This window comes from Ruegeria sp. ABM4_193, assembly GCF_056158705.1.
On record NZ_JBSWTT010000001.1, the window covers coordinates 2,683,624 to 2,709,285 of the forward strand.

Here is a 25,662-nt window from a genome sequence, read left to right on the forward strand (position 1 = left end):
AAATGGTGCCCGGGGGCGGAATCGAACCACCGACACGAGGATTTTCAATCCACTGCTCTACCCCTGAGCTACCCGGGCACGGGAACGACATTCGTCGTTAGGTGGAGGCGTTCTATGACTTGCCACCGGCAGTGTCCAGAGGCTTTTTTACATTTTTTCAGTGCGGTCGTTTCGGCATAAGGTCTTGGGCTTCAGCGTCTGCTTCAAGGTCGTCTTCGCGCTGCGAAGGGACTGCGTAAGAACCGTTCAGCCACTTGGCCAAATCAATGTCTGCGCAGCGTTTTGAGCAGAACGGACGGAACTTCTGCACTGTGTCTTCTCCGCAGATCGGGCAGCTCATTTCAGGATCTCCGCCAGCGGCAAACGGCTGCGTTTGCGTTGCAGTTCGAAATGTCCCAGCGGGGTCCAGCCTACCAGAATCGTCTCGTCCGGATCCGACTTGAAAGCAGCGCGCAGAGCGGATTCAAAACCACGCCGGTCCTTCTTGGGCATCGGTGCCAAATCCAGGGTGATCTGCCCTGCCAATCCACGCACGCGCAGGGCGCGGGGTAACAGCTTGGCACAGGCAAAGTTGGCTTTGGTACCAGCCGCCAAGGATGTGTCCGCGCCGGTATTCACATCCACTGCAACCAATGCGCGCGTAGGTTCGATATAAAGATATCCGCCACCCGGCAAAGGTTCGGAAACACCATGCGCAACATCTAACGCGTCCAGCACACCATGAGTTTCGAAGCCTCCGGCCCGCGTGACAACCTCGGCCGGGTCTGTCCAGTCCCGCCAGGCCAGTATGTGAGGGCTGTCGCCTTCACTCAGAATCTCTGGTTCGGTGCCATCGTCATTCATCACCTGATCCGCTTGCGCCAACATGGCCGAGATGTCTTCGGCAATGTCATCCGCATCCGCACCCACGCAGCAGGAGCGAAGGATCAGGCCGTAACGGCTGTCACCCATCTGTTCGTGTGCAATTTCCAGCAACCGGTCACGGACTTCTTCATCCCTGATGCTGCGCGAAATGTTCAGGCCCGGCGCTTCGGGCGTGACAATGGCATAGCGGCTTTTAAACAGGATCCGGTTGCTCACTGGAATGGCTTTGCCTGGTTCGGCATAACCACTCACCTGCACCAGAAGCATGGCACCAGGGGCCAACCCTTTGACTTGTCGCAAGAAGGCAGGCCCATCCGGGGTTGTCAGGAACATACCCCCCTGCCCTTTGACCGGACGGTCGGCACGGGCGCGATAGATCGTACCGGGCGTAGGCGCGTCCGCTGCAATCAGGAAGTCATCAAGCTTGCCGTCAACCATAAGGGCCGCGGCTTCGCGGTCCTCGATATGGTCCAGAACGATAGTGCGGCCCTTCATGATGCCTCGCGATATAACGGATAGCCGATACCCTGTAGCAGGGCGGCGGTTTCGGACAGCGGCAGTCCGACAATGCCGGTGAACGACCCTGAAATCCAGGGAATGAACGCGCCTGCGGGGCCTTGAATGGCATAGGCACCCGCTTTGCCCTGCCAGTCCCCTGTCGCCAGATATGCGTTGATTTCGACATCCGACAGGCGCTTGACCTTCACCTGCGAGACGACGTCACGCTGCAATATTCGCTCCCCACGCCGTATCGCGACCGAGGTTATGACCCGGTGACGGCGACCGGACAACGCGTGCAGAAATTCGGCGGCCTGGCCTGCATCTTCGGGTTTACCCAGAATGCGACGCCCTAAAGCAACGGTGGTGTCTGCGCACAACGTGATGTCATCGCTATCCGCTTGTACCGCCTTCACTTTTTCGCGTGTGATACGGCTGCAATAGGGAACCGGAAGCTCGCCTTTCAGCGGTGTTTCGTCGATGTCAGGGGGGTGGATGGCATCGGGCTGCACACCAAGCTGGGCCAGCAGGTCCAGCCGTCTCGGGCTGCCCGATCCTAAAATAAACGCCATTGCGGCAGGCGTTACTTGAAGCGGTAGTTGATCCGACCTTTGGTCAGATCGTACGGGGTCATTTCGACCTGGACTTTATCGCCGGCCAGAACACGGATGCGGTTCTTGCGCATCTTGCCTGCCGTATGTGCGATGATCTCATGGCCGTTTTCCAGCTCGACCCGAAACGTCGCATTAGGCAGGAGTTCCTTCACGACACCGGGAAATTCGAGCGTATCTTCCTTGGCCATGTTGTCTCCATCATTACGTTGCACCCGCAGAATCTGCGGGGATGTGCGCTTAAATGAGCCTATTTCGCCCTTATTTCAAGGGCGGAATCACCTAAAGGCTGGATATTGTGACCGATTCGACTCGGGGGGCTTGTTCCTGCCAATGAGTGCGGTTCAGCACATGGCCGTCCGCACGGACATGTGCAATTGCTTCCAAATCGACCTCGGCATAGGTCCAGCCGGGTTGGTTCAGCACGCCTTCGGCCAGCACTCCTGTGGCTGGAAAGCCCTTGTCCGGCGGGCCGAATATGCCACCCGTACCAGTGTTTTTGTCCACGGCCTCGGACCATTCGTTATTTCCGACCAGCGAAGCCATCACTGTAACACATTGATTTTCCAATGCTCTTGACATCGCTCCGATGCGGACACGCCAATAGCCGGAAAGGGCTTCGGTGCAGGACGGAACAAGGATCAGATCCGCCTCGCTAAAGGCGCGGCCCAACAAAGGGAACTCGCTGTCATAACAGATGAGCACCCCGATCTTGCCCAGCGCGGTGTTGAACAGCTTCAGCGGACCACCGGGGGCAATGTCCCAATCTTCACGCTCGAACCGGGTCATGATCTGCTTGTCCTGATGGTCGCAAGCGCCGTCCGGCGCATAGAACGCGGCGCGGTTCACTGGACGACCGTGGCCATCCACAACCGGGGCGGAAGCGCCCAGAATGTATGTGTTGTATGTCTTCGCAAGGCGGCTGTGCAGAGTTTGCACATCCCCCATTCGCTCAGACACTGAATGGATCGAGCGTTCCAGATCGCCTGCCACCTCGACCCCATCGAGGGTCGAAAGCTCCATCGCTCCGTATTCGGGAAAGACCAGCAATTCGGCCCCCTGCCCTGCGGCTTCGGCGACCCAGCGGTCCAATTTGTCTTCATACTGTGCCCAACTGTCGAGCCAGCTGAGATCGTAAGCGGCAGTGGCGATTTTCATGATTTGGCATCTACTAAGACTCAGTTGCCGCGACACTAGAAGAGGACGGCGCGGCATGTACAGGGCATTTGTTTCCGCACCGTCCTTCTGGCCCGCACTCAAACGCTGTGGAGGTTTTGCGAGACGCTGGTTCAGCAATCAAACGATAACCCGTCAAAAACCGGCTTGTCATTAATAATGTAATAACATTACATGATCGGCAATTTATAGCGGGAGAGGATAGGCAACCGCCTGCGCCCCGAAACGAGCCATATACACAGGAGCACATTCCATGAGTGACACCCGACTTCCGGTCACAGTACTGTCCGGCTTTCTGGGCGCGGGCAAAACAACCCTCTTGAACCGCGTACTCAACAATCGCGATGGCCGCCGGGTGGCCGTGATTGTCAACGACATGTCCGAAGTGAATATCGACGCCGATCTTGTTCGCGCTGATACCGAGCTTTCCCGCACAGACGAGACGTTGGTCGAAATGTCGAACGGCTGCATCTGCTGCACTTTGCGCGACGATCTGTTGGACGAGGTGCGGAGACTGGCATCCGAAGGTCGGTTTGATTACCTGTTGATCGAATCCACCGGTATCTCCGAGCCTCTGCCCGTAGCGGCAACTTTCGATTTCCGCGATGAGCTTGGCGAAAGCCTGTCGGATGTTTCACGCCTGGACACGATGGTGACGGTTGTAGACGCGGTCAATCTGCTCAATGACTTCTCAAGCCATGATTTCCTGCGTGACCGGGGCGAGACCATGGGCGAAGAAGATGAACGCACGTTGGTACATTTGCTGACCGATCAGATCGAATTTGCCGATGTGGTCATTTTGAACAAGGTTGCCGACGCCGAGCCGGACCGCGTGGATGCTGCGCGCAAGATCATCCGCAGTTTGAACGCGGATGCTAAGATTATTGAAACCAACCACTCAGATGTTGCAGCAGACGAAATTCTGGATACCGGGCTGTTCGACTTCGAAAAGGCGCATGAGCACCCGATGTGGGCTAAAGAGCTGTATGGATTTGCCGATCACGTACCGGAAACCGAGGAATATGGCGTTACCAGCTATGTCTACCGGGCGCGGCAGCCCTTTATCCCCGAAAAGATCCTTGAAATCTTGAACGGAGATCTGCCTGGTGTGATCCGGGCCAAGGGTCATTTCTGGATCGCCACGCGCCCGGACTGGGTGGCCGAGTTTTCACTGGCAGGCGCGTTGTCGTCCGTGCAGCCTCTGGGCACTTGGTGGGCAACAGTGCCCGAAGACCGCCGCCCTGATCATGAAAGCGCACGCGCGTACATGCAGGCCCATTGGCAAGAACCCTGGGGCGATCGTCGGCAAGAGATCGTATTCATCGGCAGCGGTATCGACTGGCCTAAACTGAAAGCCCGATTGGATACAGCACTGCTGCCCGCTGTCGCTGCAAGCCGTCTTGAAGACCTGCCAAAGCTGCCAGACCCCTTCCCGATCTGGCGCCGTGCCGAGGCTGCGGCATGAGCATTGTTCAGAACATCGCCCAAGACGCGGCTATGGGGATCGAGATTTGCACTACGCCGGACAGTCTTTCAGCGATTCATCAGCCCGGCTGCGCAGCGGCCGTATGGAACAGACAACCTTTGCAGGGTTTTCAATCGTGGCTAAATGGGCTCGAACCCGAACAACTGCCCAAAACCCGCGTAATCCTACGCCCCGAGTTGGTGCGCGAGGCTGTTTCTGAGGTATGCGACGCGCGCGGCACCCCACCGGGTGCAGAGCGCGACCGGCTGGTGGATGACGTTGCAGCTCTGTCCGATATCTTTGCCGGTCTGATGAACGCGAAATGGCTGCGGCTGCGGTTGGACGTGATAACGACCAATGCATGCCGCAGGTTCCACATCGATGCCGTGACCGCGCGCCTCGTATGCACCTATAAGGGAACGGGAACGCAATATGGGGTCTCGACAGGTGGCGCAGACCCATCGCGCGTTTTCACGACCCCAACCGGCGCACCAATTCTGTTACGTGGCACGCTCTGGCCCGCACAACCAGACCCCGGTTTTCTGCACCGCTCGCCTCCGATTGAAGGCACGGGCGAGACGCGGTTGGTGCTTGTTCTGGATCCGGTCCTTGACCCTGAAAGTGAGTTTGACCCGATCTTGGGGCACTGAAAACAAATGCCCGGGCATGCTCTGCCCGGGACCTGCTCTAAGTCCTGCACAGACGGGAACGTGAATTGGCATCTGCGGTCTGACGTGCTTGAATGTACGAAGGAGGCTGGTGATGCAAAAACAGGAAGAATTCGAGAAGTTCTATTTCGCCAAGGTTGGGATGGGTGAAGCCTGCGGATGCGCCGAGCGTGTCATTGACGTCTATGAGTTCAACCGCAAAGGCGGTCAGCAATCCGAGAAAGCCGTGAAACAAGACAAGCGCAAACGCCTCTCGCTTCGGGCTTGGGCCGTGAAATACGGTTTCTTAAGCCGTAGGCGCGCACCGTAAATGGTGCCTATAGATCCCTGATCCAGAACTGTAGCGGTTTGAGCGTCTCGCCGTCTTCTCCAATGTCTTTCCAGGAAAACTGTGCAATGACACCGGGTAGAGGCGTGTAACCACGCGCGCGCCAGAAGGTGTCGAGCGGGCGGTATTGTGCAGGTCTCATCGGGTGGTCGTCCGGGCGTTGCACCCCGCAGAATGCAGCTTTGGAGAACCCAAGACGGCGAGCATGGGCTTCACGTTCGTCAAAGAATTTGTGGCCGACACCTTGCCCACGATACTCCGATAACAGTACCGACTCTGCGCAATAGAAGATGTCGCCCAACTCAAGGCCTGTGCCTTCAAACGCTGCGGCGAAATCTTCGGCGTGATCCGTCAGGGGGGCACCGGTTGACGCGCCGATCAGGCGGTCGCCGTCGAAAGCACCCACCACGATGGCCTGATCGCTCTCGCGATAGGACTGCAGGTATTTACGCTCGTATTCGAGGTCGCCATCATAGAGATAAGGCCAGTCGTGAAAGACCTTGATCCGCAGACGGGCGACATCGTCCAAAGCGGCTTCAAGCGCCGCTCCGGTCAGGGGGCGGACAGCGCTGACCTCAGCCATTCGAGACCTGTTTGGTCCAGTCCGCAAGGTTATAAAAAGTGGTGACGCGGGTGATTTTGCCGTCTTTCAGATCAAAGAATGATCCGGCAGGCAGGCGATAGGTCTGGCCGTGCGCTTCGGGCAGGCCCTCGTCGGTTTCCAGATAGGTGCCGTTCACGACGAATTCGGCCGCAGCGCGGGTGCCACCTTGGGCGTCGAAAACGACGATATCGGTCAGATTCTCTTTGTAGCAGCGATTCATATGGGCGCAGAAGGCCGCGAACTTTTCCTTGCCCACACGGATTTGGCCCTCGTTCATGTGATGGGCCACGTCGTCGGACAAACAGGCCAACATGCCATCGACATCACCGGCGTTGAATGCCTCGAAATAGGTTTGAACGGTCTGGTTCATGGGTCACTCCGTTGGTTCGCCCCAGCGGTCTTTCAGATGCTTGATGATCTGATCGCGGGTCTGTCGGTAGTGGTGTAGCTTGGTTTCTCGCGTCTCACCCATCCCGGTAGGGTCCATTATTGGCCAATAATCGACATCGAGGTGAAAAATCCGGGTCAGTTCCAGCGCTTTGCGCTGACTGGCAGGTGACAAGGCGACAATCAGATCGAACGAGCTGAGGTCGTCGCCCCACTCTTCCATCTCGTCGAAGGATCGAGTGCGGTGGCGGGACAACTCGACGCCGATTTCGTGGCATACAGAAATACAGAAACCGTCAATATCAAGATCGTTATGAACTCCGGCAGACTGCACATAGGTGCCGGTGCCGTAGAATTTCTTCATGATGCCCTCGGCCATCGGGGACCGAACCGAGTTGTGGTCGCAACAGAACAGGATCGACTGCGGCAGAGGCGTCACCCGTTAGCCTCCGAAATGCAGCACGCAAATCAGCGTGAAGAGGCGGCGGGCGGTGTCGGTGTCTACATCGGCTTTACCCTCTAACCTCTCCTGCAAGACGCGGCTGCCTTCGTTGTGGATGCCACGTCGGGCCATATCGATGGTTTCGATCTGGCTGGGCGGCAGCGATTTCACCGCGTCGAAATAGCTTTCGCAGATCTGGAAATAGTCTTTGACCACTTGCCGAAAGGGGCCGAGCGATAAATGAAATTCCGCCGCTTTCTGCTCTTCCTCTGTTGCAACGTCAAAGACCAGCCGCTTGTCGCGGATCGACAATTGCAGGTGATAGGGCCCATCGGGCACAACGCGGTCATCGCGTTTGGGTAGAGAGAAACTGTTCTCTTCCAGCAAATCATAGATGGCAACCTTGCGTTCCTGCTCGATCTCTGGCGTCGGCGGAGGCAGGTTTCGGTCATCCAGTTCGATATGCGAGATGCGGGTCATCTTTACAGCTACAATCCTTGTGTCAGCACAGACCTATAACAACGAAATTCGCGTAGCAACGCACAGAAACGCCATATGGGCCCGGTCTTTGCGTCAATTCAACCATTCAAGCGGTTCAGCCGGGCCGTAACCGACAAGCCATGCGCCTCAAGGCTTTCTGAATGGGCCAGTTGTTCGGCGCGCGGTCCGATGGCGCGCAGCGCTTCGGGGGTCATCTGGCTAAGCGTCGTGCGTTTGAGGAAATCCATCACGCTGAGACCCGATGAGAACCGAGCAGACCGGGCAGTCGGCAGCACGTGATTTGGGCCGCCGACATAGTCGCCGATGGCTTCGGGCGTGTATTGACCCAGAAAAATCGCCCCGGCGTGGATTGTCTTCTCGCTCAACGCCACCGGGTCTGCGACGCACAGTTCCAGATGTTCTGGGGCGATGCGGTTGGACAATGTTGCAGCCTCGTCCAGATCACCGACCGTGATGATTGCGCCGAAGTCACGCCAACTTGCCCCAGCGATGGCGCGACGTTGCAGAGTTTCGAGGCGTTTTTCGACTGCCTCAGCTACGCGTTGACCGAAAGTGGCATCATCGGTGATCAGAATGGATTGCGCGCTTTCGTCATGTTCGGCCTGACTGAGCAAATCCAGCGCGATCCAGTCGGGGTCATTGTCCTTGTCGGCAATAACCAGAATTTCCGACGGGCCAGCGATCATGTCGATTCCGACCTTACCAAAGACGCGCCGTTTGGCGGCTGCGACAAAGGCATTGCCCGGGCCGGTGATTTTGTCGACCGGCACAATGGTGTCGGTGCCATAGGCCAGCGCTGCCACAGCCTGCGCTCCGCCGATGCGATAGATCTCGTCCACGCCCGCCAATTGCGCGGCCAGCAGCACCAGCGGGTTCACTTGTCCATCCGGCGTAGGCACCACAATGGCCAGCCGCTCCACACCTGCCACTTTGGCCGGAATGGCGTTCATCAACACCGACGACGGATAGGAGGCCAGACCACCCGGCACGTACAGCCCTGCAGCAGAGACCGCAGACCAACGCCAACCCAACGTGGCTCCGGCTTCGTCCGTCCAGCTGTGATCGGTGGGCATCTGTTTTTCGTGGTAAGATCGGATGCGGGATGCGGCAAGTTCCAGCGCCGTACGATCTTCCGCCCCAACCTCAGCCACCGCGTCTGAGATTTCTTGCGCGCTGAATGCTAGTGTTTCAGGTGTCAGCTCTAGCCTGTCAAATTTAGCAGTCAACTCGATGACCGCCGCGTCACCGCGGTTGCGAACATCATCGATGATCTGAGCCACGACTGCGTCCACATCCGGGCTGTCTTCGCGCTTTGCTGACAGCAGCGTTTGGAAGGCACTCTCAAAATCGGGCGATGTGGTGTCGAGGAAAACGGGCATGATCAGGCACTCCGGGCGTTGCGCCATGGGACATATCGCTGCGAGGGTCGGGTCTCAACCCTCAGTCGCCAGGGTGCAACGATTTGCGCATCGCCAAGCAGGACAAATCCTGGCGGTCACTGCACCGTCCGGTATCTTCCCAACCATGGCGTAGGTAAAACTCCCGTGCCGTCCGGGTCGCATCAAGATGCGCTTCGGTGCAACCGCACGCAGCCAGTTGCTGTTCCAACTGACTGAGCAGAGCGGCCCCAACCCCGCTGCCCACATGACCCGGATCAACGTAAAGCAAGGTGATCTTCCCAGTCTCGAACAAACCTCCGACGGCAGCCACCTGCCCTTCATGCTCGGCCACCCAGATCTGCGACCCTGATTTGAACCAACCCCGGATGGTTTCCGGATCCTTGTTTGCTGTCCATTTTTTCAAATGGCCAGGATCATTATTGTGGTCGGCCACACAAAGCTGCGCGATCGACCGGATCAACACCTGGCTGATGTCGAACACGTCGAATACGGTGGCCGGACGCAGCGCGACGCCTCCTGACGGTTTGGAAAACGCCTGAGAGATACCGCGCTTGTTCTGCATCTATTCGGGGTGATGTGGGGCCTGACCCGACGGGGCCTGATAGGGGCGGGTTACGTCCTTGAGGGTCACGTCGACGGCTTCGACCTTAAGACGGATCACACCGTCGCCCGCCAATGTCAGCAAGATTTGACCAGCGCCATCCTTACCCGCTTCGAAATCGACCGAGAGAAGGGACATAATCATATCTGTGTCACTTCGATCAACGCCTTGGCTGGCCACGGAAAGGACCGAATCAAAGACCAGCACGGACTGCACACGCTCGAACGGGCGATCACGGCGGGTGGCCGCGTCCTTATCTTCCCAGCGAAAGCGGTTCAGCAACAGGCCAAAACGGCGCTGCGACGGATGCCATTTCATCTCGGTCACCGGGAAAACCGCGTCCTGCGCCAGGGTTGAGATGACCTGAAGGTCGTCGCCGTCCTCGGCACCAAGATTTAATGGGGCCTCGCGCCCGTCTTCAAAACTTGCGTCTGTCATTGGCCCTTGATCCGTTCGATTTTTGCACCCACGCCTTCCAGCTTGCGCACCACATGCTCATATCCGCGGTCCAGATGATAGACCCGGCTGACCGTTGTTTCACCTTCTGCCGCCAGCCCCGCCAGAATCAGCGAGACCGAGGCGCGCAGGTCCGTTGCCATAACAGGCGCACCTTTCAGGCTTTCAACACCCGTGACAGTGGCCGTACCGCCATGCACCTCGATATTCGCGCCCATGCGCACCAATTCGGGCGCGTGCATGAATCGGTTTTCGAAAATGCGTTCTTCCAGCACCGAGGTTCCTTCGGCAGAGCACATCAGCGCCATCATCTGCGCCTGAAGGTCCGTTGGGAAGCCCGGAAACGGCTCTGTCACCACATCCACGGCCTGAACGCGACCATTCTTGCGCGCCACTTTCAGTCCCTTTTCGGTTTCCGCGACGCTGACTCCTGCTGCGTCCAGCTTCTCGGCAAAGGATTCGACCAGAGACATACGCCCGCCCAGCAACTCAACCTCACCGCCGCAAATCGCCGGAGCCAGCATATAGGTACCCAGTTCGATCCGGTCCGTAACGACCTGATGCGTGGCACCATGCAACCGGTCGACACCCTGGATTTCAATGGTCGAGGTCCCCTCGCCTGAAACCTGGGCCCCCATCTTGCGCAGACATTCGACCAGATCGACGATCTCAGGCTCGCGCGCGGCATTCTTCAGAACAGTGGTTCCCTTGGCCAGCGTCGCAGCCATGACGATGTTTTCAGTTGCCCCAACCGAGGCAAAGCGCATCTCATGCACCGCGCCTTTCAACCCGCCCGGGGCCTTGGCGTGCAGATACCCGTCTTTCAGTTCGATCTCTGCACCCAACGCCTCAAGCCCTTCGACATGCAGGTCCATAGGACGCGCGCCGATCGCGCACCCACCAGGCAGTGACACAACCGCCTGACCAAAGCGCGCCAACAAAGGGCCAAGCACCAGGTTCGATGCGCGCATCTTGCGCACGATGTCATAGTCAGCTGTCTGACTGGTCAGGCTGTGGCTCGACATTGCGATCACCTGCCCGTCCTGCAGCGAAGACACTTCGGCCCCCAGCGATTGCAGCAAGGCGGTCATGGTTTTGATGTCGCTCAGTCGCGGCGCATTGGTCAGCGTCAGCGGTTCTTCGCTCAGCAAAGTTGCGGGCATCAGCGTCAGGCACGCGTTCTTGGCCCCCGCGATCGGAATTTGCCCGTTCAGCGGGCCGTTGCCCGTTACAAGAATCGAATCCATCTGCTCTTATCCCTCGTCCTTATCGGCTTTGTCCCCCGAGGCCGCCCGCGCCTTGGCCTGCGCCTTGCGCCGCGCCATATTCGCCTTCAGCGCCGCCTTCAAACGCTCTTCCCGCGCTTCCCCGGATTTGCCTTGTTTTTTGGGTGAATTTTTATCTGTCATGATCTTTCTCTACAGGAGGCGAAAAAAACCGTCCAGACACCCTTGCGCCGCGTTTCGTTTGAGTCTAATCACCCGCCCACAGCGCTGCTGTAGCTCAGAGGTAGAGCACTCCCTTGGTAAGGGAGAGGTCGAGAGTTCAATTCTCTCCAGCAGCACCATAATTAACCTATCAATTACAGCTCACTAGAGATGCTATCGGCGAGCACAATTGCCGATGTATTGGCTCGGGTCCCCGTAGGGTCCCCGCTACCCTCTCATTTATGCTGCGACACCGCTTTCAGCACCCGACGCCGCGCCAACTCGCCTGCAGCAACCTGATCGTCATTCGCGTGCACCTGATACAGCAAAGCCTCGTCCGTCAGCACTGTATAGTCTTCTATGATCAGTGGAGGGTTCATCGCCCGACGCATCGCCTCGGTACCAGCACGCTCCATCAGTTGTCCGCGCGCATCCAGTTCCTCGAACGGGACAAGCAGGTCGTTGTTGAGGTATTGCAGGGTATCCTCCTGCGCCATGTGGATCGCCCACTCGTGACGCACCTGCGCAGGGGTCATGGTGCCACCGCTCTGGATGAACGTCGCGGCCAACTTCAGGACACATCGCCACTGGCGCTCGGACACTGCAGGTGGATCGATGTCGATGTCATGACCACCGATGCCATAGACCACCTTGTTGTAGGCCTCGGCCACCCGGTGAATTTGACGGACGGCGTTGAGGTCATGACGGCGGTGTTGTAGGTCGGACTGCGTCAGCGCCTTGGCCAGTGCGTCATCCTGCTCGGCCTGTGCTGGATCGATGATCTGCTCCTCACCGGAGCCCGCCATGTGAATGCTCATACTCGACCTCCTTCGACTTGGGCGTTGATAAGGGCACGCAGCAGTTCTTCCTCTGAAAGCTCGTCAGAGATCGGGGCATCAGTGTCTTCTTCAATCTCGTCCGGCAGTTCGCCCGCCCAGAGACGGTACCAACTCGCCACATGGTGCGTGGCTATTGCGTCGGGACAGTCCAGAACAAAACTCTCACCGTCACGTACGCGCCAGATTTGATCCGGGTAATAGATTGGGTAGCCTAGCTGTTGTGCCGTCTCTACCTGCTCGGGCCGCACGATCAGGTCAGACCGAACCCATGTCTCAGGTTTGATGTTATCGGGTTTGGCATGTGGGTCACGGTCTTGGCCCCACGGGATTAGCTCAGACCATCCGAGCAGTGTGTTGATGTCAGCCATTGCTGATCCCCTTCTTCAACTGAAGCGCATGCCGCAACGTGCGAAAACCACCGGTGGAGTGCCGGTTGGTGGCCGGACGGAATTGTCCGGCGCTCTTCATGCTTTGGTTTGGGTTGGGAAGATGGGACTTCCTATAAGGACCCTATAAATTCGGAGAGCTTAAGAACACTGGCGCGCGACAAAAACCTGCAAATGGTCTGTTATGCGCCGACAGCCATCATCGGACCAAAAGCTTCAGATGACGGTATTGAGCCCAAACCGAGAGTGACACGGCGCTGACACTCGCAGCTGCAGCAATGCCACAAGTGAAGCCGATAGCCGCATCGCAGAAGGAAAAGCTGCCGTTCGTCCCAACCGCAGCAAGATTTTGGCGGCCGATGTCTCACTTGCGGACCTTGCCGACGTACAGCTTTCCGGCTTGAACGGCTGGTATCTGCAGTTCGCGACCGTGGCTCGCGTCTCTGAAGGCGCTACTGGAGGCTGCTGCGGGTGCAAAAGAGAAAGCCGGACGAAAGAAGAAGCGGTCGTTCAAGTATCCAATTTCTGACCGAAACATTCGGATGCCCGGGTCGAGCCCGAAGCGGACGCTAGGCGGGCACTTTTTCGCCTCAGTATTGCGCTTTCGCCGTATCTCTGAGTTAAATTGGGCGACGCTTTGGAAGTCGCGTCGCCCAGACATTGCTTAAATTAATCCTGGTTACCCCACCACAATCATTTACCGTGCAAAGAATAACCCCAAGTGAGCAGAAATCCGCTCGAATTTTTAACGCACATGGAAAAACTTCGTTTCTCTTTCAGAAGCAATAATCAAATTTTGAGATGTGTCCGATGAGAGCTTACCAAATTGCTGGCCCGGTAAATTGCAGGGCGCGATACGCACTTACTGCGTCAGAACAACGCCGGTCTGAGCTTCCAGTGTTTCCGCATCGATAGTAATGACGCGACCTGTCGCTTCGCCGCTGATGACGCCGCCTCCTGACTGGTGCAGCGACTTCAGAAATTTAAGAACCTCCGGAGACGTGCCGATCTTAAAGTGTTTGAGTGGATCGCCGGATTGAATATTGGTCAAATCGAATACGGCCACCTGCAGGCCACCAAGCTCCGACACGGACGTAATGTCGCCAACTCTATCCCCCTGCCGCCGGATTTTTGAAGACAGGCTGAGCGCCAGATCATCGTTCGTTGTGAGCAGCACAATGGGTATGCCTTGATCGAGGACGGGCTTTGCTTGCTTGCGAAAGACATCAATATCCAGATCGGCTGATATGAGGACCAACGCTCTTACTTTCCTCAGAACCGACGTTTTGTTTTGCTGGGCCAATTCACGCATCGTGTCCATTGCCACAAAATTCCCCATGGAATGGGCGACAACCAGATAGTTCGACAGACGCGACGCCGACATGGCCGTCAATGTCTCGTTGAACGAATCCCGGGCGAACAGCGCGCTTTCGCGGTCATCCAGGTACTTGAGCACACTTCCAGCTGACGGCCAGGAATAGACAACCTCGACACCTTCGCGCCCGGTGTCTTCTGCCAGAGCCGTGGCACGTATGACAGCCTCCGCCGAGTTTGTGTTAAAGCCGTGCACAAAGACAAAGCCTTGCCGCTCACCTGCTGGAAGTTGGCTGGCCTCGGCATTGATCGCACGCACAAAGGCCTGTTCGTTGTCGAGCCGTGACATAGAAGAGACAAGAAATTCAGTCTTCGGATCAACGTCGTCGCCTCTGGGATAGTTAACTTCACCAATCTCTCGTTCGGGCGGTATGGAGATTTCAAACTTGGAATAGCTGGTTTGATAGGACCGAGTTTCGGCAAAAAAATCAGGGGGTGGGGCTGGTGTCCGGGAGGCAGCGACCAACACTGTTCTTTCACGTGTCGGCGTAGCTTGTTCCGGCATCAGAGCCAGAGTTCCACGTACACCGCAGCCGCTAAGGGTTGTCACAGAAACGATAAATATCAAAGTCAAAATTCGCATGGCCAGGTTCTTTCCGGTTAGCTTATCAAACACTGAAGATGATCCACTGATACACATTACATCAGCGAACAGCCGGTACACGCGGTGCCTCGATGTCGTCAGCGGTAGCAATTATGTCGTCGGTTCGATCAACTTTAACCGTCCGTTCGGCAAACTCTATTCCGTTTTCTGCGAAACCTTGTTGGACAAGCCTGTAGACTTCTCGCCGGATGAGAAACTGTTCCCCCGGCAAAGTTGTAAACTTGACGCGAACAGTCAGCCCATAAAGGTCAACGCCGTAAATACCTTGGAACTTTACCGGAGCCAGCATTTGCTGGCCAAAATACTCATCCTGTTCAATTTCCTTGGCAACCTGCTTGATCACTCGTTTGATTTTCATGATGTCGCTGTCGTGCGGCACCTGAAATTCCAGTTTCGTAATGACCCAATCTCGGCTCAGATTCTTGACCGACTGAATTGCGCCATAGGGGAGTGTTTGCAGAGCCCCCCGATGGTGCCGGATTTGCATGGAACGCAAGGAGATCTTCTCAACGGTACCGCGCGTCTCACCAATCTCGACGTACTCGCCAAGACGAAAGGCATCATCGACCACAAAGAAAATACCAGCCAAAATATCCTTGAGGAGGCTCTGTGCCCCCATGCCCAATACGATTCCGGCAACACCGGCACCCGCAAGCATTGGACCGATGTTCACCCCAATCTCAGACAGAGCGACGAGCACGGACAAGACGAGTATAAATGATATGAGAATGGCTCGGATCAGCGGCAGGACGCTCAGCGTTCGGGTCGACTGTTCGCCTTCGCGGTCCGGCTCTTTTAGTTGCGACATCAAGTGACGTCTCAAGCACCCTGTCAGCAGCAGCGACAGGACGCTGCCGACTGTAAGCACGACAAGGACACGCATCGTTGACGTCAGTTCTTTCGTCTCTCCATGGAATAAGACGTCGTTGAGGAACAACTCAGCCAAGCCAAACCCAACAGTCAAAAGGCCAAGGCCGATCCAGTACTTCTGTCCATGTTTTATTTCACGGTCCATGCGTTTTCGTACCTTCGAGTCTGTGCGTTTTGGTCCTCGCCAGGTTGGCTTTTGTCTTTTTGACCTCAATGTCGAGAACGTTTGACTGAGAGCTGAAGTGCCGGGCCCCGAAGCCGTCCGCGGCCCGGCAAGCTTAGCTAGTCACTGGCGCGTTGCATGGCGTCTTCCAGCCGTTTCTTGTCGGCGTCCGACAGCTCAGGACGGTCGATTTTCAGCGTCAGCTTGTCGAGCTTGGCCGTCAGCTTGAAGGGAGGTTTGTAGTCGTCGTCATATACCCCTGTCAGCGTATCCTGTCCGATGTCGAACGATTCATCCCACTGCAGAATAACTGGGATGGTGTTCTTCATTTTCTTGGTCGCGACGACCTTGCCATCCACGCTCAAAGTACCGGTTCCGCCTTGTCCGATGCCGCTCGGATCACCGTAGGCCAGTGTCCCGTCACCCAGTCCATCATATTTGAAATCGAACACGACAGTGTGTTTTCCTGGTGTCAAAGCGTCTTCACCTTGCCACTGGATGCGTTCAAGATTGAGCATGTTCCAGGTGAAAGTCGGTTTGCCGTCTTTCAGGTAGAACCCGTAGCCTGCGAACCTGCCGCCCGACGTTACGATCATCCCTTCTGCTCCACCATCAGGCACCTCGATCTCGGCCGTGAAAGTGTAGGACGAGTTCAAGATACTCGGCGAGTCGCCCTGAGGCACACCAATCATTGGTTGCGTATAGACAAACTCGGTGCGACCTGCGGTGATGCTGGGGCGCGGCTTGGCGAGGCGCGACGTCACAGAGGCATCCAGCGGAAAAACCTGGTATTTTTTGGCTTCCTCGATGAAGATCGCTTTCAGTTCTTCCACCTTCTCCGGATGATCCTTGGCCACGTTCTTTTGCTGGTTCATGTCCGATCTGAGATCATAGAGTTCGAACTCCTGATTGTTCAGCGGGTCGGGGTTGGGTGTCTTGGGGGTTTCCCATGGCATCCGGTTGACCTTGGTGCTCAGGAACCAACCTTCGTGATAGAGCGCCCATTGGCCCATCATCTCGAAGTACTGTGTGCGGTGACGGCTGGGTGCATCCGCGTTTGCCTTGTCGAATGTATAGGCAAAGCTGGTGCCTTCGATCGGCGACTGAACGATGCCATCCACCTCTTCGGGTTCGGCGATGCCTGCAACTTCAAGGATTGTCGGAACCACGTCGATCACATGCATGAACTGGTCCCGCATGCCGCCCTTGTCGGCAATCCCGTTGGGCCATGCTACGACCATGTTTTGACGCACACCGCCAAGCCGGTTGGCGTTTTGCTTGAAGTAGTCAAACGGTGTGTCAAACGCCCATGACCAACCTGCGGACATGTGGTTGTAGGTCTCTTCGGTGCCCCAGTCATCGTACCACTGAAGTTGGGTCTTTGCGGGCATGGCCGAAATACCGTTGAACCATGCAACTTCGTTTGGCGTACCCAGAGGGCCGCCTTCGGCGGAGGTTCCGTTATCACCGTTGATATACATCACCAGCGTGTTATCCAATCGGCCCAGATCGTCGATGGCATCGACAACGCGACCGATCTCATGGTCGGTGTAAGCTGCATAAGCGGCAAAGACCTCCACCTGCTTGATGAACAGCTTCTTCTCGTCATCGGTCAGTTGATCCCAAGGCTTGATCTTGTCCGCCGGCCATGCCGTCAAGGTCGCGTCTTGCGGCACAAGCCCCAGCTTCTTCTGGTTTTCAAAGATCGTCTGACGCAACGCTTCATAGCCGTCGTCAAAGAGGTTCATTGCCTCGATCTTCTCGACCCATTCCTTGGTCGGATGGTGCGGAGCATGGGTCGCGCCTGGGGCGTATTTTACAAAGAACGGCTTTTCGGGTGCGATCTGCGTCAGCCGTGTGATGTGTTGGATTGCGTCATCCGCCATGCCCGTGATCATGTTCCACTCCGGATCACCGTCATAGGGATAAATCTGCGTCGTATTGCGGAAGAGGTTCGGCTGCCACTGGTTTGCGTCACCGCCGACGAAGCCGTAGAAATACTCGAACCCGAGGCCCGTTGGCCATTTATCGAAGGGGCCAGACTGGCTGGCTGCAAATGCGGGTGTGTTGTGGTCTTTGCCGAACCATGACGTCGCATACCCGTTGTCCGTCAAAATCCGGCCAATGGTTGCCTTATTTTCGGGGATGATGCTGTTGTAGCCGGGAAAGCCGGTTGACTGCTCGGAGATTACGCCAAAGCCGACTGAGTGGTGGTTGCGCCCGGTGATGAGCGCCGCCCGCGTCGGCGAGCATAAAGCGGTTGAGTGGATATTGGTGAAGCTTAGACCTTCTGCGGCGAGTTCGTCCATTGTGTCCGTCGGAATCACACCGCCGAAGGTGCTCGGCACGCCAAACCCTGCGTCATCAAGGATGATCAGCAGCACGTTGGGCGCGTCTTCCGGTGGCACCACTCTCGGTGGCCAGTATTCAGTCGATTTGAGTGCTTGCGGTTCAATGGTGCCGCCAAAGTCGGCAGGAGGAGGTGGCAGTTGCTTGCCATCAATTGTTGTCGTTGCACCTGGAGCACCTGAAGGCGTCTCAGATTGGGCGCAATCGCCAAGGCTTACGAATAAAACCGAAGCTGCTGCCACCATGCCAGTCAAATTGGAATTTATCATATGTGTTTTCCCACTCAATTTTCATTGCTCATAGCGAGTTGGTGCACACCTAAGTGCAGAGATTGTTCGGCAGGTGTGCTGTCCCGATTCCTCGTAGTTGGCGAACATGTGGAGAATGGACGGCGCGAGTATTGATTTACATCAAGCGAGCACCCAAGATTTGACTTCAGCGGCCAAAATCAATTCCATACAGAAGGAGCGATGCTGTGGCTTATTCAATTCCCCTCATTCGCGCAGCATCGATTCATCCGATGCGCCGTTGGGCGACAGACATGAAACTTGATCTTGAAGGGCTACTGGCGAAATCCGGTCTGGATTGGGTCCCTGATGGCGACCCTTATCTGCCGATCCCGCTGCGCGGTGCAGTTCAGTTTCTCGTGGAGATTTCGAAGGAAGCGGGGCGCGACGCCCCGCATCGGATGGTGAATGGTCGTGGCGGTTTCGAAATCGGCCTGATTGGTGCCGCGGCCTTTGTCGGACCGACGGTCCGCGATGGTTTTCTTAGGATTTCAAAGAAGATGCCTAATCATTCCACGCATGAGATATTCTCCGTCATTGACGAGCCTCATGCGCTACAAATCACGGATGGGTGGGCTATGGACATCGGCGATTTGGAAGTTGTGCATTGCGTTCAGCAATACGTTGCGTCTCTGATCGATATGATCTGCAGCGTGGCCACAGGACAAGCACCGTCTGTCGCTCGTGTCGCGTTGGTACCTCATCCGGAAACCGGCCTTTCTCACCTGAAACCTTGGCTCGGGGACCGCGTGCAAGCGGCCGAAAACCGTGCCCTCAACGTCTTAATCGACGACAGTGTTTCAGGTGTTCCGTTTTCAGACGCAGTGATAAAGGCCGCAACCAAAATAGATGCGACGAACCAAACTGCTTTACGCTTGGGGCATACTCTTTCAGATCAAGTCGCAGTACTGGTCGGAAGCATGCTCGGAAAAGCACGACCGACCCAGGGCAGAATGGCTGCGGCAGCTGGAACCAGCGAGCGAAGTTTCAGACGGCAACTCTCAGAAGAAGGGACGACCCTCGCTCAGATTGTAGAGAAGGTGCGCACTGAGAGAACCCTCGATCGGCTTCGCAACGACCTCAGCACTTCCCTGAGGGAATTGTCGCACGAACTCGGCTATGCAAATCAAGAAACCCTCTCCCGTGCCGTCAAACGGTGGACGGGTGAAACGCCGAGCAGCTATCGCAGGCAGCACACCCAGCCGTAAGTGTGTTGATATGGTTTCAGGGGCAATAGCCAGTCACATTGATGAGTGGAATGGCACGTTACTTTTCTGCTCCATCTCGCATGGCGGCTTCGTCCGCAACTCAGTCATTCGCCTAGCCCATCGCGCGGCTCAGCGCGCCAACGGCCGGTTTGGTGAAGCTGCATTGCAGCGACGCGGCGATCCACGAGAAATCGCAGTCGGCTGCCTATTTCATGTGCAATGTCCGCAAACCGCGCATCGCGTTAGTTCCGCTCTATTCAGCATGGTCTGCAGTGGGCTCACTCCTGTTGTTGGAGCGGACGCAGCAACTTACTTGACGGCCCAGATGTAGGTGTTGGGGACGGCCCGAACCAGACCTTGAGCGGACGGGCTAATGCCGCGGCGCAGCTTCACCAAAGCGGACTTTGGTTGCTGTCTTAGGCAGCAAATCAACTTGCAGTTCTGTTGACCCGCGCGATCAGCGCTTCGCCTGTTTCTTTTCGTTCGCTGTAGCGATCAACGAGGTAAGAAGACACGTCGCGGGTCAGCAACGTGAACTTCACCAGTTCTTCCATCACATCGACCATGCGGTCGTAATATGAGGACGGCTTCATTCTGTCGTCGTCGCCAAACTGTTGAAACGCTTTCGGAACCGAAGATTGGTTCGGGATAGTCAGGCACCGCATCCAGCGCCCCAAAACGCGAAGCTGATTGACGGCGTTGAAGCTTTGCGAGCCGCCACAGACCTGCATGACCGCCAGTGTCTTGCCTTGTGTCGGGCGCACTGCGCCAATGGACAGTGGTATCCAGTCAATCTGGGACTTCATGATACCGGTCATGGCACCGTGGCGTTCTGGTGAACACCAGACCATGCCCTCGCTCCACGTGACGAGATCTCGTAGTTCCTGCACTTTCGGGTGGTCGGCGTCGGCATCGTCCGGCAGCGGCAGTCCGGACGGATCAAAGCTGCGAGGTTCCGCACCAAGCCGTTCCAAAACACGTGCGGCTTCCTCGGTCATTAGTCGGCTGAAGGATCGCTGCCTGAGCGAGCCGTAGAGTAACAAGATACGCGGTCCATGAGTTGATCGTTTTTCGGCAAACAACCGGTCGTTGGCGAATGGCTGGAAATGATCTTCGGACAACTGAGGCGTGTCGGTCATGTTGCGTCCTTTCGGTGCTCGGCCATTGCGCGTTCCAGAGTCTCCAACGCCGCGATAAGTTTACTTCTTGGGCAAGCAATGTTCATGCGGCCAAATCCAGCCCCTTGAGGGCCAAAAGCGATGCCTCGCGTAATTGCCCAACCGGCCTTTTCGCGAAGAACGGTTGTTAGCTCATCCGGCTTGAGGCCCAGTTTCCTGAAATCGAGCCAAAGCAGAAACGTGCCGTCTGGCTCGATCAACTTTACCTCTTGTAGCTTTGCGATACGGGTGCGCACGAGAGCGAGGTTGCCCAGAATGTACCGGTTTGCAGCGTCCAGCCATGGGCCACCCTCGGCGTAGGCCGCCTGCATGGCGACAGAGGCAAAGGCGTTGTTTTTATTGACCGTGAGGCGGCTATTTTCGGCCTGAAAGGCCTGTCGGCGGGCCTCATCAGGGACGATTGTGAAGGCCGAACAGCACGCGGCGATATTGAAACTCTTGGCGGGCGACAGGCAGATGATTGCGTTGCGAGCATCCGCCTCTGACACGTTGGCAAAGGGCGTATAAGCATGGCCGGGAAAGGTGATGTCGCCATGTATCTCGTCCGCGACAACAAGAACACTATGGCGGCGGCAGATGTCACCCAGCCGGGCAAGCTCATCTCGGGTCCAGACACGGCCCACTGGATTGTGCGGGTTACACAGAAAGAGCATGCGCGCCCGCGGATCGCACGCAGCCCGCTCCAGCCCATCAAAATCCATATGGTAGCGACCGTCTTCCAGGATCAGAGGGTTCTCGACCAGAACGCGGCCGTTCTCGGCGATGATATCCGCAAAATCGAAGAAGACGGGCGGCTGCACGATAATCCCGTCACCCACTTCGGTGAACAGGTTCGCGGCCATGGAGAGCGCATTGAGTATGTTCGGCGAGCGCAGGATATGGGCGGGATCGACTATCCAGCCATGTCGGCTTTCCAGCCAGCCGGTTAATGCAGGCATCAAGCCATCCGGCACGGTTTCGTATCCGAACACGCCGTGCGCGGCGCGTTCTGCCATTGCATCAGTGATGCAAGGGGCTACGCGGTAATCCATATCAGCGACACCTGCCGGAAATAGATCCATCCCGTCCTCGCCCAGTACCATCTTATGGTGCTTCAAACCGGGAACCACGCGCCGGTCGATCACTTCATCAAAGTCAAACTCAGCCATCGGACGCGTCCTCAAGCATCCAGCGGAAGAACCATGTCGCGAGGACAGCCGCGACCAGCTGCATCGCAATGAAAGCGGCGACGTCTCCCGGCGCAATTCCAGCGAAAGTGTTCGAGAACCCGCGCGCGATGGTGACGGCAGGGTTGGCGAAAGAGGTAGAAGACGTGAACCAGTAAGCCGCCGTTATATATAGCCCAACGGCCATCGGCACCGCCTGAGGGCGCGCCTTGATGCAGGCAAGGATTGTGCCAATCAGACCAAAGGTCGCAACGAATTCGCCCGCCCATTGGCCAATGCCCGTCCGCGCTGTCGTAGAGGCATCAATCAACGGGTGTTCGAACATGACGTGCGCCGCGAGCACGCCTATGATGCCTCCGAAGATCTGCGCCATGACATAGAGAGTGGCTTCTTTTGGTGCGATCTCGCGCCGCAAGACAAAGGACAGCGTCACGGCAGGATTAAAGTGCGCACCCGAGATAGGCCCGAACACGGTGATCAGCACAACGAGGATCGCTCCGGTGGGGATCGTGTTGCCCAACAGGGCTACCGCCACGTTGCCGCCTGCCAGTCGTTCGGCCATGATGCCGGAACCGACGACTGTCGCGAGCAGGGAAAAGGTGCCGAGCCATTCGGCCATCAGGCGGCGATCAAGGGTCATTGGGGTGTCTCCAAAAGCTGTGCAAAGCGCAGGGGGTCGATATTGCCACCCGTGATCACGGTCGCGACGGTGCGGTTCTCAATCGGCACCTGTCCGTTTAGAATGGCGGCCAGACCCACCACCGCGCCGGGCTCTGTCACGATCTTGAATTGTTGATACGCAAAGCGCATTGCGCCTCGTACCTCGTCATCCGTGGCGGTCAAGCCACCGGCCAGAAGGTCGCGATTGATGGCAAAGGTCATTTCGCCGGGGATCGGCGTCATGATTGCGTCACAGATGGTTCGCTGGCCTTTTGGGTTCGGCACGCGTTTGCCCGTTGAGAGCGAGCGGCGCGTATCATCGAAAAGCGTTGGTTCGGCGGCAAAGACTTCGGTTCCGGGTGAGGCTTCTGCCATGACCACAGCCGTCGCCGCCGTGAGCCCGCCGCCGCCGCAGGGGATTAGGACTGCATCAATCGGCCCGCCCGCGGCCTCAATAATTTCCAAAGCAGCGGTTCCCGCCCCGGCCAGGATTTGCGGGTGCGCACTCGGGGGAACTTCAATCCGCCCAGTATTGGCGATGATCTGCGCCACAACATCCGCGCTGTCCTGTGTGTCGCGGTCATAGGTTGCGATCTCGGCCCCCATGGCCCGGACGGCGGCTTGCTTGGCCTCGGGCGCGTCCGACGGCATGACGATCACTGCCGAGGTTCCCATGATCGCGGCCGCCTGCGCCAGCCCGAGCGCGTGGTTGCCGGAGGAATAGGACACCGCGCCCCTCGCCCGCTCCTCATCCGTCAGGTTCAAAAGCCGATGATAGGCACCTCTGATTTTGAAAGCTCCGGTGCGCTGCATATTCTCGGCCTTGAGCAGCAGACGCCCTCCGAGCATCGCGTTCACATCCGGGTTTTCCAGCAGCGGCGTGCGGCTCACCACGCCGTCCAAGGCGGTCGCTGCCTCGCGCATGTCACTGAGGGATACCGGATGCCGCCCCATATCAACCCGCATCCGCCGCGATTTGACAGAGCGCATCGCCACGCCTGACCTGTGCCATGGCGCGCTTCGCCAGAACGATGCCGTCGTAGGGCGATGTAACCTCATCCGGGGCGCGGCCCGGAGTTTCGGGATGATGGATCCGCGCGATGACCTCGCCTGCAACAACAGCATCGCCGATGGTTTTCAGCGGCTCGAACAGGCCTGCGTCATAGGCGTAAACAGAGCCCTTCGCATTGAGCGCACGTGTGCCCTGCGCTTCATCGGGTTCATGGCCAGGCAACATACCAAGGGCGTGCAGGATCCGTCGCAGCCCCCTCTCTGTTTGGCGCAGAATGTCCGGCGTTACGCAGTTGCCGCCACCAAGTTCCGCCATGACATTGACGACGCCCTTACGGTTGGCAGCCCCCATGGCCGTCCGCGCTGAACTGTCTTTTCCACCACCACTGGTAAACACCCACGCATAAGGCAGATCGAAGGCCTCAGTCAGTAGCGACAAACCCTGTTCTTCTTCCGGCGAATGGGACGGACCTCGCAGAACGGTGGAGGGATAGATCAGAGACGATCCGCCGGAATGCAGATCGACCGCGTAGTCAGCCAAGGGCAGGATTACCTCCTCATGATAGTGCGCAATCATTTCAGAGGGCGTTCCCTTCGGATCACCCGGATAAAGCCGGTTCAGGTTGCCATCATCGATTGGGGACACTCGGCAACCGGCCTCTGCGGCCGGAAGATTCACCATCGGCAGCAAGATCAGCCGTCCGCGGATATCGGACGCGTCGAGCTGGCGCGCAAGGTTGGCCACCGCGATCTGGCCCTCGTATTCGTCTCCATGCACGCCGGCTGAAACAACCAGTGTCGGTCCGTCATCATTGCGCAGGACAGTGATCGGCAACGGGATCCACCCATAGGCGGAGCGATGGACCGAATGCGGCACCCGCAGGTAGCCCTGCTGTTTGCCTATCGCCTCAAAATCAACTTCCGATGTGATCGATGTTCCGCTCATGCGCCCCTCATTTCGGCGATTGCCGAATTGGCTTTTGGGGTATTGCAGTCTTGCCCACTGGTCAAGCTTCGATATTTCGGGCATTGACGAAATTATGGACCAAAACTCCGCTATCGACACCTTTGCCGCTCTCGCCCATCCGACACGATTGGCTGCGTTTCGGCTTTTAGTGAAAGCGTCGCCCAATGGTGTTCCCGCGCTGACAATTGCAGAGCAGCTCGATGCGAAGCCTTCGACACTATCAGGCCATCTTGCCATCCTCAAACGCGCCGGTTTGTTGACAAGCACCCGTAACCAACGTGAAATCCGCTACGCTGCACATCTACCTGCGATCAACGGCGTCGTCGGCTTTCTCCTGGCGGACTGCTGCGGTGGACGTATAGATAACTGCCAGGACATTCTGACATTGCTTAGCGCCGGAGACGAAGGCGCTATAGACCAAAAAGACTTGTGAGTTGCTCGGCTTTACTTGAACGGCCCAAACCTGCCGTTGGCGCCTGAGTCAAGATGCTGCGGCGCGGCCCGTCAGAGCCGACTTTCGCTGCAGCGCCGAAATCCTTACCCACCCGAACTTACAAATCGCGGACGGAGCGCCATTTCGCTGCGCTTGCTCCAATGGCTGCTCCCACAAACTGTGAACTTTTAGAAACGGTGGTTATTGCCTGCGCCAGAAACGTATGGGGTTATTCACTCGAAGCCTATTTGCGCCGCCCGGCGAGTTCACGATAGAGCGCCTCGCGCGATACGCCGAGAACGCGCGCCAGGTCTTGTATCTCACCTTTCGGCGGCAACTTATTTCGCAACCCGAGCCATGCGTCCAATCGTTCAGCCACGGTTTTGAGCGACCTAATTTCGGACTGCATCCGCGCGTTCTGCAATTCGCGAGCCAACTGGGCAGCCCAAGTGCGCGCAACGTCTGAGGAGCTATGAAGCCCTTCCAGGAACTGCGAAACCGGAAGCGATTTTAGCTGGGTCTTCGTGCTGGCTAAACCGTCGCAATGGTATTGCGCTGAATAGGCGGAAGCTTCGGCCAGAACGTTGCCTGGGCCGACACGGTTCAAGATCAACGAGATGCCGCTCTCTGTATAGCGCACAAGGTCGACCCCACCTTCGACGACCAGTGTCTGACGTCAGCACCCACCGGACAGATTTAGGGTTTGAGCAACGGAGGATTTCTGGTTCGTCGAAGCCAT

General features: G+C 57.2%; 30 protein-coding genes, 2 tRNA genes and 1 riboswitch. Of the genes, 6 read left to right on the forward strand and 26 right to left on the reverse strand.

The features are described 5' to 3' along the window. Window positions 1-3 precede the first annotated feature (3 nt). The 6 genes from ACXADZ_RS13400 to ACXADZ_RS13425 all read right to left on the reverse strand — a co-directional run bounded on the left by ACXADZ_RS13400 (window position 4) and on the right by ACXADZ_RS13425 (window position 3,131). Window positions 4-78, reverse strand: a tRNA-Phe gene (locus tag ACXADZ_RS13400). 79 nt (window positions 79-157) lie between these two features. Beyond that, the gene (locus ACXADZ_RS13405; protein ID WP_171091294.1) at window positions 158-340 is read right to left on the reverse strand and encodes a DNA gyrase inhibitor YacG; all 183 of its coding nucleotides are present in this window, start codon (window positions 338-340) and stop codon (window positions 158-160) included. Then, on the reverse strand, window positions 337-1,359 hold the full coding sequence (locus tag ACXADZ_RS13410) for a ribonuclease E/G (RefSeq protein WP_475197060.1): 1,023 nt from the start codon (window positions 1,357-1,359) through the stop codon (window positions 337-339). Before ACXADZ_RS13410 ends, ACXADZ_RS13405 begins: the two co-directional genes overlap by 4 nt. Continuing rightward, entirely contained in the window at window positions 1,356-1,934 is a 579-nt protein-coding gene (locus tag ACXADZ_RS13415; protein WP_475197062.1) for a Maf family protein, read from the reverse strand. The genes ACXADZ_RS13410 and ACXADZ_RS13415 overlap by 4 nt, the downstream gene beginning before the upstream one ends. An 11-nt stretch (window positions 1,935-1,945) precedes the next feature. Further along, entirely contained in the window at window positions 1,946-2,164 is a 219-nt protein-coding gene (infA, locus tag ACXADZ_RS13420) for a translation initiation factor IF-1 (protein WP_005978431.1), read from the reverse strand. A 91-nt stretch (window positions 2,165-2,255) separates the two neighbouring features. Continuing rightward, window positions 2,256-3,131 (reverse strand): carbon-nitrogen hydrolase family protein, encoded by an 876-nt coding sequence (locus tag ACXADZ_RS13425; protein WP_475197064.1) that lies wholly within the window; start codon window positions 3,129-3,131, stop codon window positions 2,256-2,258. 271 nt (window positions 3,132-3,402) lie between these two features. On the opposite strand from ACXADZ_RS13425, the gene ACXADZ_RS13430 reads away from it, so the two are divergent. The 3 genes from ACXADZ_RS13430 (at window position 3,403) to ACXADZ_RS13440 (ending at window position 5,592) form a co-directional block, all read left to right on the forward strand. After that, entirely contained in the window at window positions 3,403-4,614 is a 1,212-nt protein-coding gene (locus tag ACXADZ_RS13430; RefSeq protein WP_475197065.1) for a GTP-binding protein, read from the forward strand. Then, complete coding sequence (locus tag ACXADZ_RS13435) at window positions 4,611-5,264, forward strand: DUF1826 domain-containing protein (RefSeq protein ID WP_475197066.1); 654 nt, start codon at window positions 4,611-4,613, stop codon at window positions 5,262-5,264. Before ACXADZ_RS13430 ends, ACXADZ_RS13435 begins: the two co-directional genes overlap by 4 nt. Window positions 5,265-5,376: 112 nt before the next feature. Beyond that, window positions 5,377-5,592: a hypothetical protein gene (locus tag ACXADZ_RS13440; RefSeq protein ID WP_475197067.1), complete on the forward strand. Its 216-nt coding sequence runs from the start codon at window positions 5,377-5,379 to the stop codon at window positions 5,590-5,592. Window positions 5,593-5,599: 7 nt separating this feature from the next. Here the strand turns inward: ACXADZ_RS13440 and ACXADZ_RS13445 are convergent, their stop codons facing one another. From ACXADZ_RS13445 to ACXADZ_RS13485, 9 genes are all read right to left on the reverse strand, one after another. Continuing rightward, window positions 5,600-6,193, reverse strand: coding sequence for a GNAT family N-acetyltransferase (locus ACXADZ_RS13445; protein ID WP_475197068.1), 594 nt, complete (start codon window positions 6,191-6,193; stop codon window positions 5,600-5,602). After that, window positions 6,186-6,584: a ketosteroid isomerase-related protein gene (locus ACXADZ_RS13450; protein WP_475197069.1), complete on the reverse strand. Its 399-nt coding sequence runs from the start codon at window positions 6,582-6,584 to the stop codon at window positions 6,186-6,188. The genes ACXADZ_RS13445 and ACXADZ_RS13450 overlap by 8 nt, the downstream gene beginning before the upstream one ends. Before the next feature lie 3 nt (window positions 6,585-6,587). Then, a complete protein-coding gene (locus ACXADZ_RS13455) occupies window positions 6,588-7,040 on the reverse strand; it encodes an arsenate reductase/protein-tyrosine-phosphatase family protein (protein WP_171091313.1) in 453 nt (150 codons plus the stop codon). A gap of 3 nt (window positions 7,041-7,043) precedes the next feature. Next, a complete protein-coding gene (locus ACXADZ_RS13460; RefSeq protein ID WP_171091315.1) occupies window positions 7,044-7,523 on the reverse strand; it encodes a UPF0262 family protein in 480 nt (159 codons plus the stop codon). Between the two features lie 98 nt (window positions 7,524-7,621). Further along, on the reverse strand, window positions 7,622-8,923 hold the full coding sequence (gene hisD / locus ACXADZ_RS13465; RefSeq protein WP_475197070.1) for a histidinol dehydrogenase: 1,302 nt from the start codon (window positions 8,921-8,923) through the stop codon (window positions 7,622-7,624). Between the two features lie 61 nt (window positions 8,924-8,984). Continuing rightward, on the reverse strand, window positions 8,985-9,506 hold the full coding sequence (locus tag ACXADZ_RS13470) for a GNAT family N-acetyltransferase (protein WP_475197071.1): 522 nt from the start codon (window positions 9,504-9,506) through the stop codon (window positions 8,985-8,987). Further along, window positions 9,507-9,983, reverse strand: coding sequence for a DUF2948 family protein (locus ACXADZ_RS13475; protein WP_475197073.1), 477 nt, complete (start codon window positions 9,981-9,983; stop codon window positions 9,507-9,509). Continuing rightward, window positions 9,980-11,248 carry a UDP-N-acetylglucosamine 1-carboxyvinyltransferase gene (murA, locus tag ACXADZ_RS13480; protein WP_475197074.1) on the reverse strand — a complete coding sequence of 423 codons (1,269 nt, stop codon included), beginning with the start codon at window positions 11,246-11,248 and terminating at the stop codon, window positions 9,980-9,982. Before murA ends, ACXADZ_RS13475 begins: the two co-directional genes overlap by 4 nt. 6 nt (window positions 11,249-11,254) lie before the next feature. Continuing rightward, on the reverse strand, window positions 11,255-11,410 hold the full coding sequence (locus ACXADZ_RS13485) for a hypothetical protein (RefSeq protein WP_171188337.1): 156 nt from the start codon (window positions 11,408-11,410) through the stop codon (window positions 11,255-11,257). Window positions 11,411-11,493: 83 nt separating this feature from the next. Here ACXADZ_RS13485 and ACXADZ_RS13490 point away from each other — a divergent pair. Next, a tRNA-Thr gene (locus ACXADZ_RS13490) sits at window positions 11,494-11,568 on the forward strand. Window positions 11,569-11,664: 96 nt separating this feature from the next. Here ACXADZ_RS13490 and ACXADZ_RS13495 read toward each other — a convergent pair. The 5 genes from ACXADZ_RS13495 to ACXADZ_RS13515 all read right to left on the reverse strand — a co-directional run bounded on the left by ACXADZ_RS13495 (window position 11,665) and on the right by ACXADZ_RS13515 (window position 18,282). Next, on the reverse strand, window positions 11,665-12,246 hold the full coding sequence (locus ACXADZ_RS13495) for a hypothetical protein (protein WP_475197075.1): 582 nt from the start codon (window positions 12,244-12,246) through the stop codon (window positions 11,665-11,667). Next, window positions 12,243-12,635 carry a hypothetical protein gene (locus tag ACXADZ_RS13500; RefSeq protein ID WP_475197076.1) on the reverse strand — a complete coding sequence of 131 codons (393 nt, stop codon included), beginning with the start codon at window positions 12,633-12,635 and terminating at the stop codon, window positions 12,243-12,245. The genes ACXADZ_RS13495 and ACXADZ_RS13500 overlap by 4 nt, the downstream gene beginning before the upstream one ends. After that, a riboswitch (SAM-I-IV-variant riboswitch) is annotated at window positions 12,633-12,742 on the reverse strand. Its footprint overlaps the gene before it by 3 nt. 773 nt (window positions 12,743-13,515) lie before the next feature. Next, entirely contained in the window at window positions 13,516-14,721 is a 1,206-nt protein-coding gene (locus ACXADZ_RS13505; protein ID WP_475197077.1) for an alpha/beta hydrolase, read from the reverse strand. Then, a complete protein-coding gene (locus ACXADZ_RS13510) occupies window positions 14,672-15,646 on the reverse strand; it encodes a mechanosensitive ion channel family protein (RefSeq protein ID WP_475197078.1) in 975 nt (324 codons plus the stop codon). Before ACXADZ_RS13510 ends, ACXADZ_RS13505 begins: the two co-directional genes overlap by 50 nt. 137 nt (window positions 15,647-15,783) lie before the next feature. Continuing rightward, complete coding sequence (locus tag ACXADZ_RS13515) at window positions 15,784-18,282, reverse strand: sulfatase-like hydrolase/transferase (protein ID WP_475197080.1); 2,499 nt, start codon at window positions 18,280-18,282, stop codon at window positions 15,784-15,786. Window positions 18,283-18,554: 272 nt separating this feature from the next. On the opposite strand from ACXADZ_RS13515, the gene ACXADZ_RS13520 reads away from it, so the two are divergent. Then, window positions 18,555-19,508, forward strand: a complete 954-nt coding sequence (locus ACXADZ_RS13520; RefSeq protein ID WP_475197082.1) for an AraC family transcriptional regulator — start codon at window positions 18,555-18,557, stop codon at window positions 19,506-19,508. 428 nt (window positions 19,509-19,936) lie between these two features. Here ACXADZ_RS13520 and arsH read toward each other — a convergent pair whose 3' ends face one another. From arsH to ACXADZ_RS13545, 5 genes are read right to left on the reverse strand one after another with little or no spacing between them, the layout of a single operon-like run. After that, window positions 19,937-20,647 carry an arsenical resistance protein ArsH gene (gene arsH, locus ACXADZ_RS13525; RefSeq protein WP_171676469.1) on the reverse strand — a complete coding sequence of 237 codons (711 nt, stop codon included), beginning with the start codon at window positions 20,645-20,647 and terminating at the stop codon, window positions 19,937-19,939. Beyond that, entirely contained in the window at window positions 20,644-21,834 is a 1,191-nt protein-coding gene (locus tag ACXADZ_RS13530) for a MalY/PatB family protein (RefSeq protein WP_475197085.1), read from the reverse strand. Before ACXADZ_RS13530 ends, arsH begins: the two co-directional genes overlap by 4 nt. Next, window positions 21,827-22,492, reverse strand: a complete 666-nt coding sequence (locus ACXADZ_RS13535) for an aquaporin (protein ID WP_475197087.1) — start codon at window positions 22,490-22,492, stop codon at window positions 21,827-21,829. Before ACXADZ_RS13535 ends, ACXADZ_RS13530 begins: the two co-directional genes overlap by 8 nt. Further along, window positions 22,489-23,502 (reverse strand): threonine ammonia-lyase, encoded by a 1,014-nt coding sequence (locus ACXADZ_RS13540; protein ID WP_475197088.1) that lies wholly within the window; start codon window positions 23,500-23,502, stop codon window positions 22,489-22,491. The genes ACXADZ_RS13535 and ACXADZ_RS13540 overlap by 4 nt, the downstream gene beginning before the upstream one ends. Beyond that, window positions 23,468-24,469, reverse strand: coding sequence for a succinylglutamate desuccinylase/aspartoacylase family protein (locus ACXADZ_RS13545; RefSeq protein ID WP_475197089.1), 1,002 nt, complete (start codon window positions 24,467-24,469; stop codon window positions 23,468-23,470). Before ACXADZ_RS13545 ends, ACXADZ_RS13540 begins: the two co-directional genes overlap by 35 nt. A gap of 94 nt (window positions 24,470-24,563) precedes the next feature. Between ACXADZ_RS13545 and ACXADZ_RS13550 the strand changes: the two genes are divergently transcribed. Further along, window positions 24,564-24,923 carry an ArsR/SmtB family transcription factor gene (locus ACXADZ_RS13550; RefSeq protein WP_475197091.1) on the forward strand — a complete coding sequence of 120 codons (360 nt, stop codon included), beginning with the start codon at window positions 24,564-24,566 and terminating at the stop codon, window positions 24,921-24,923. Between the two features lie 244 nt (window positions 24,924-25,167). Here the strand turns inward: ACXADZ_RS13550 and ACXADZ_RS13555 are convergent, their stop codons facing one another. Further along, entirely contained in the window at window positions 25,168-25,590 is a 423-nt protein-coding gene (locus ACXADZ_RS13555) for a Crp/Fnr family transcriptional regulator (RefSeq protein ID WP_475198574.1), read from the reverse strand. Window positions 25,591-25,662: the final 72 nt, after the last annotated feature.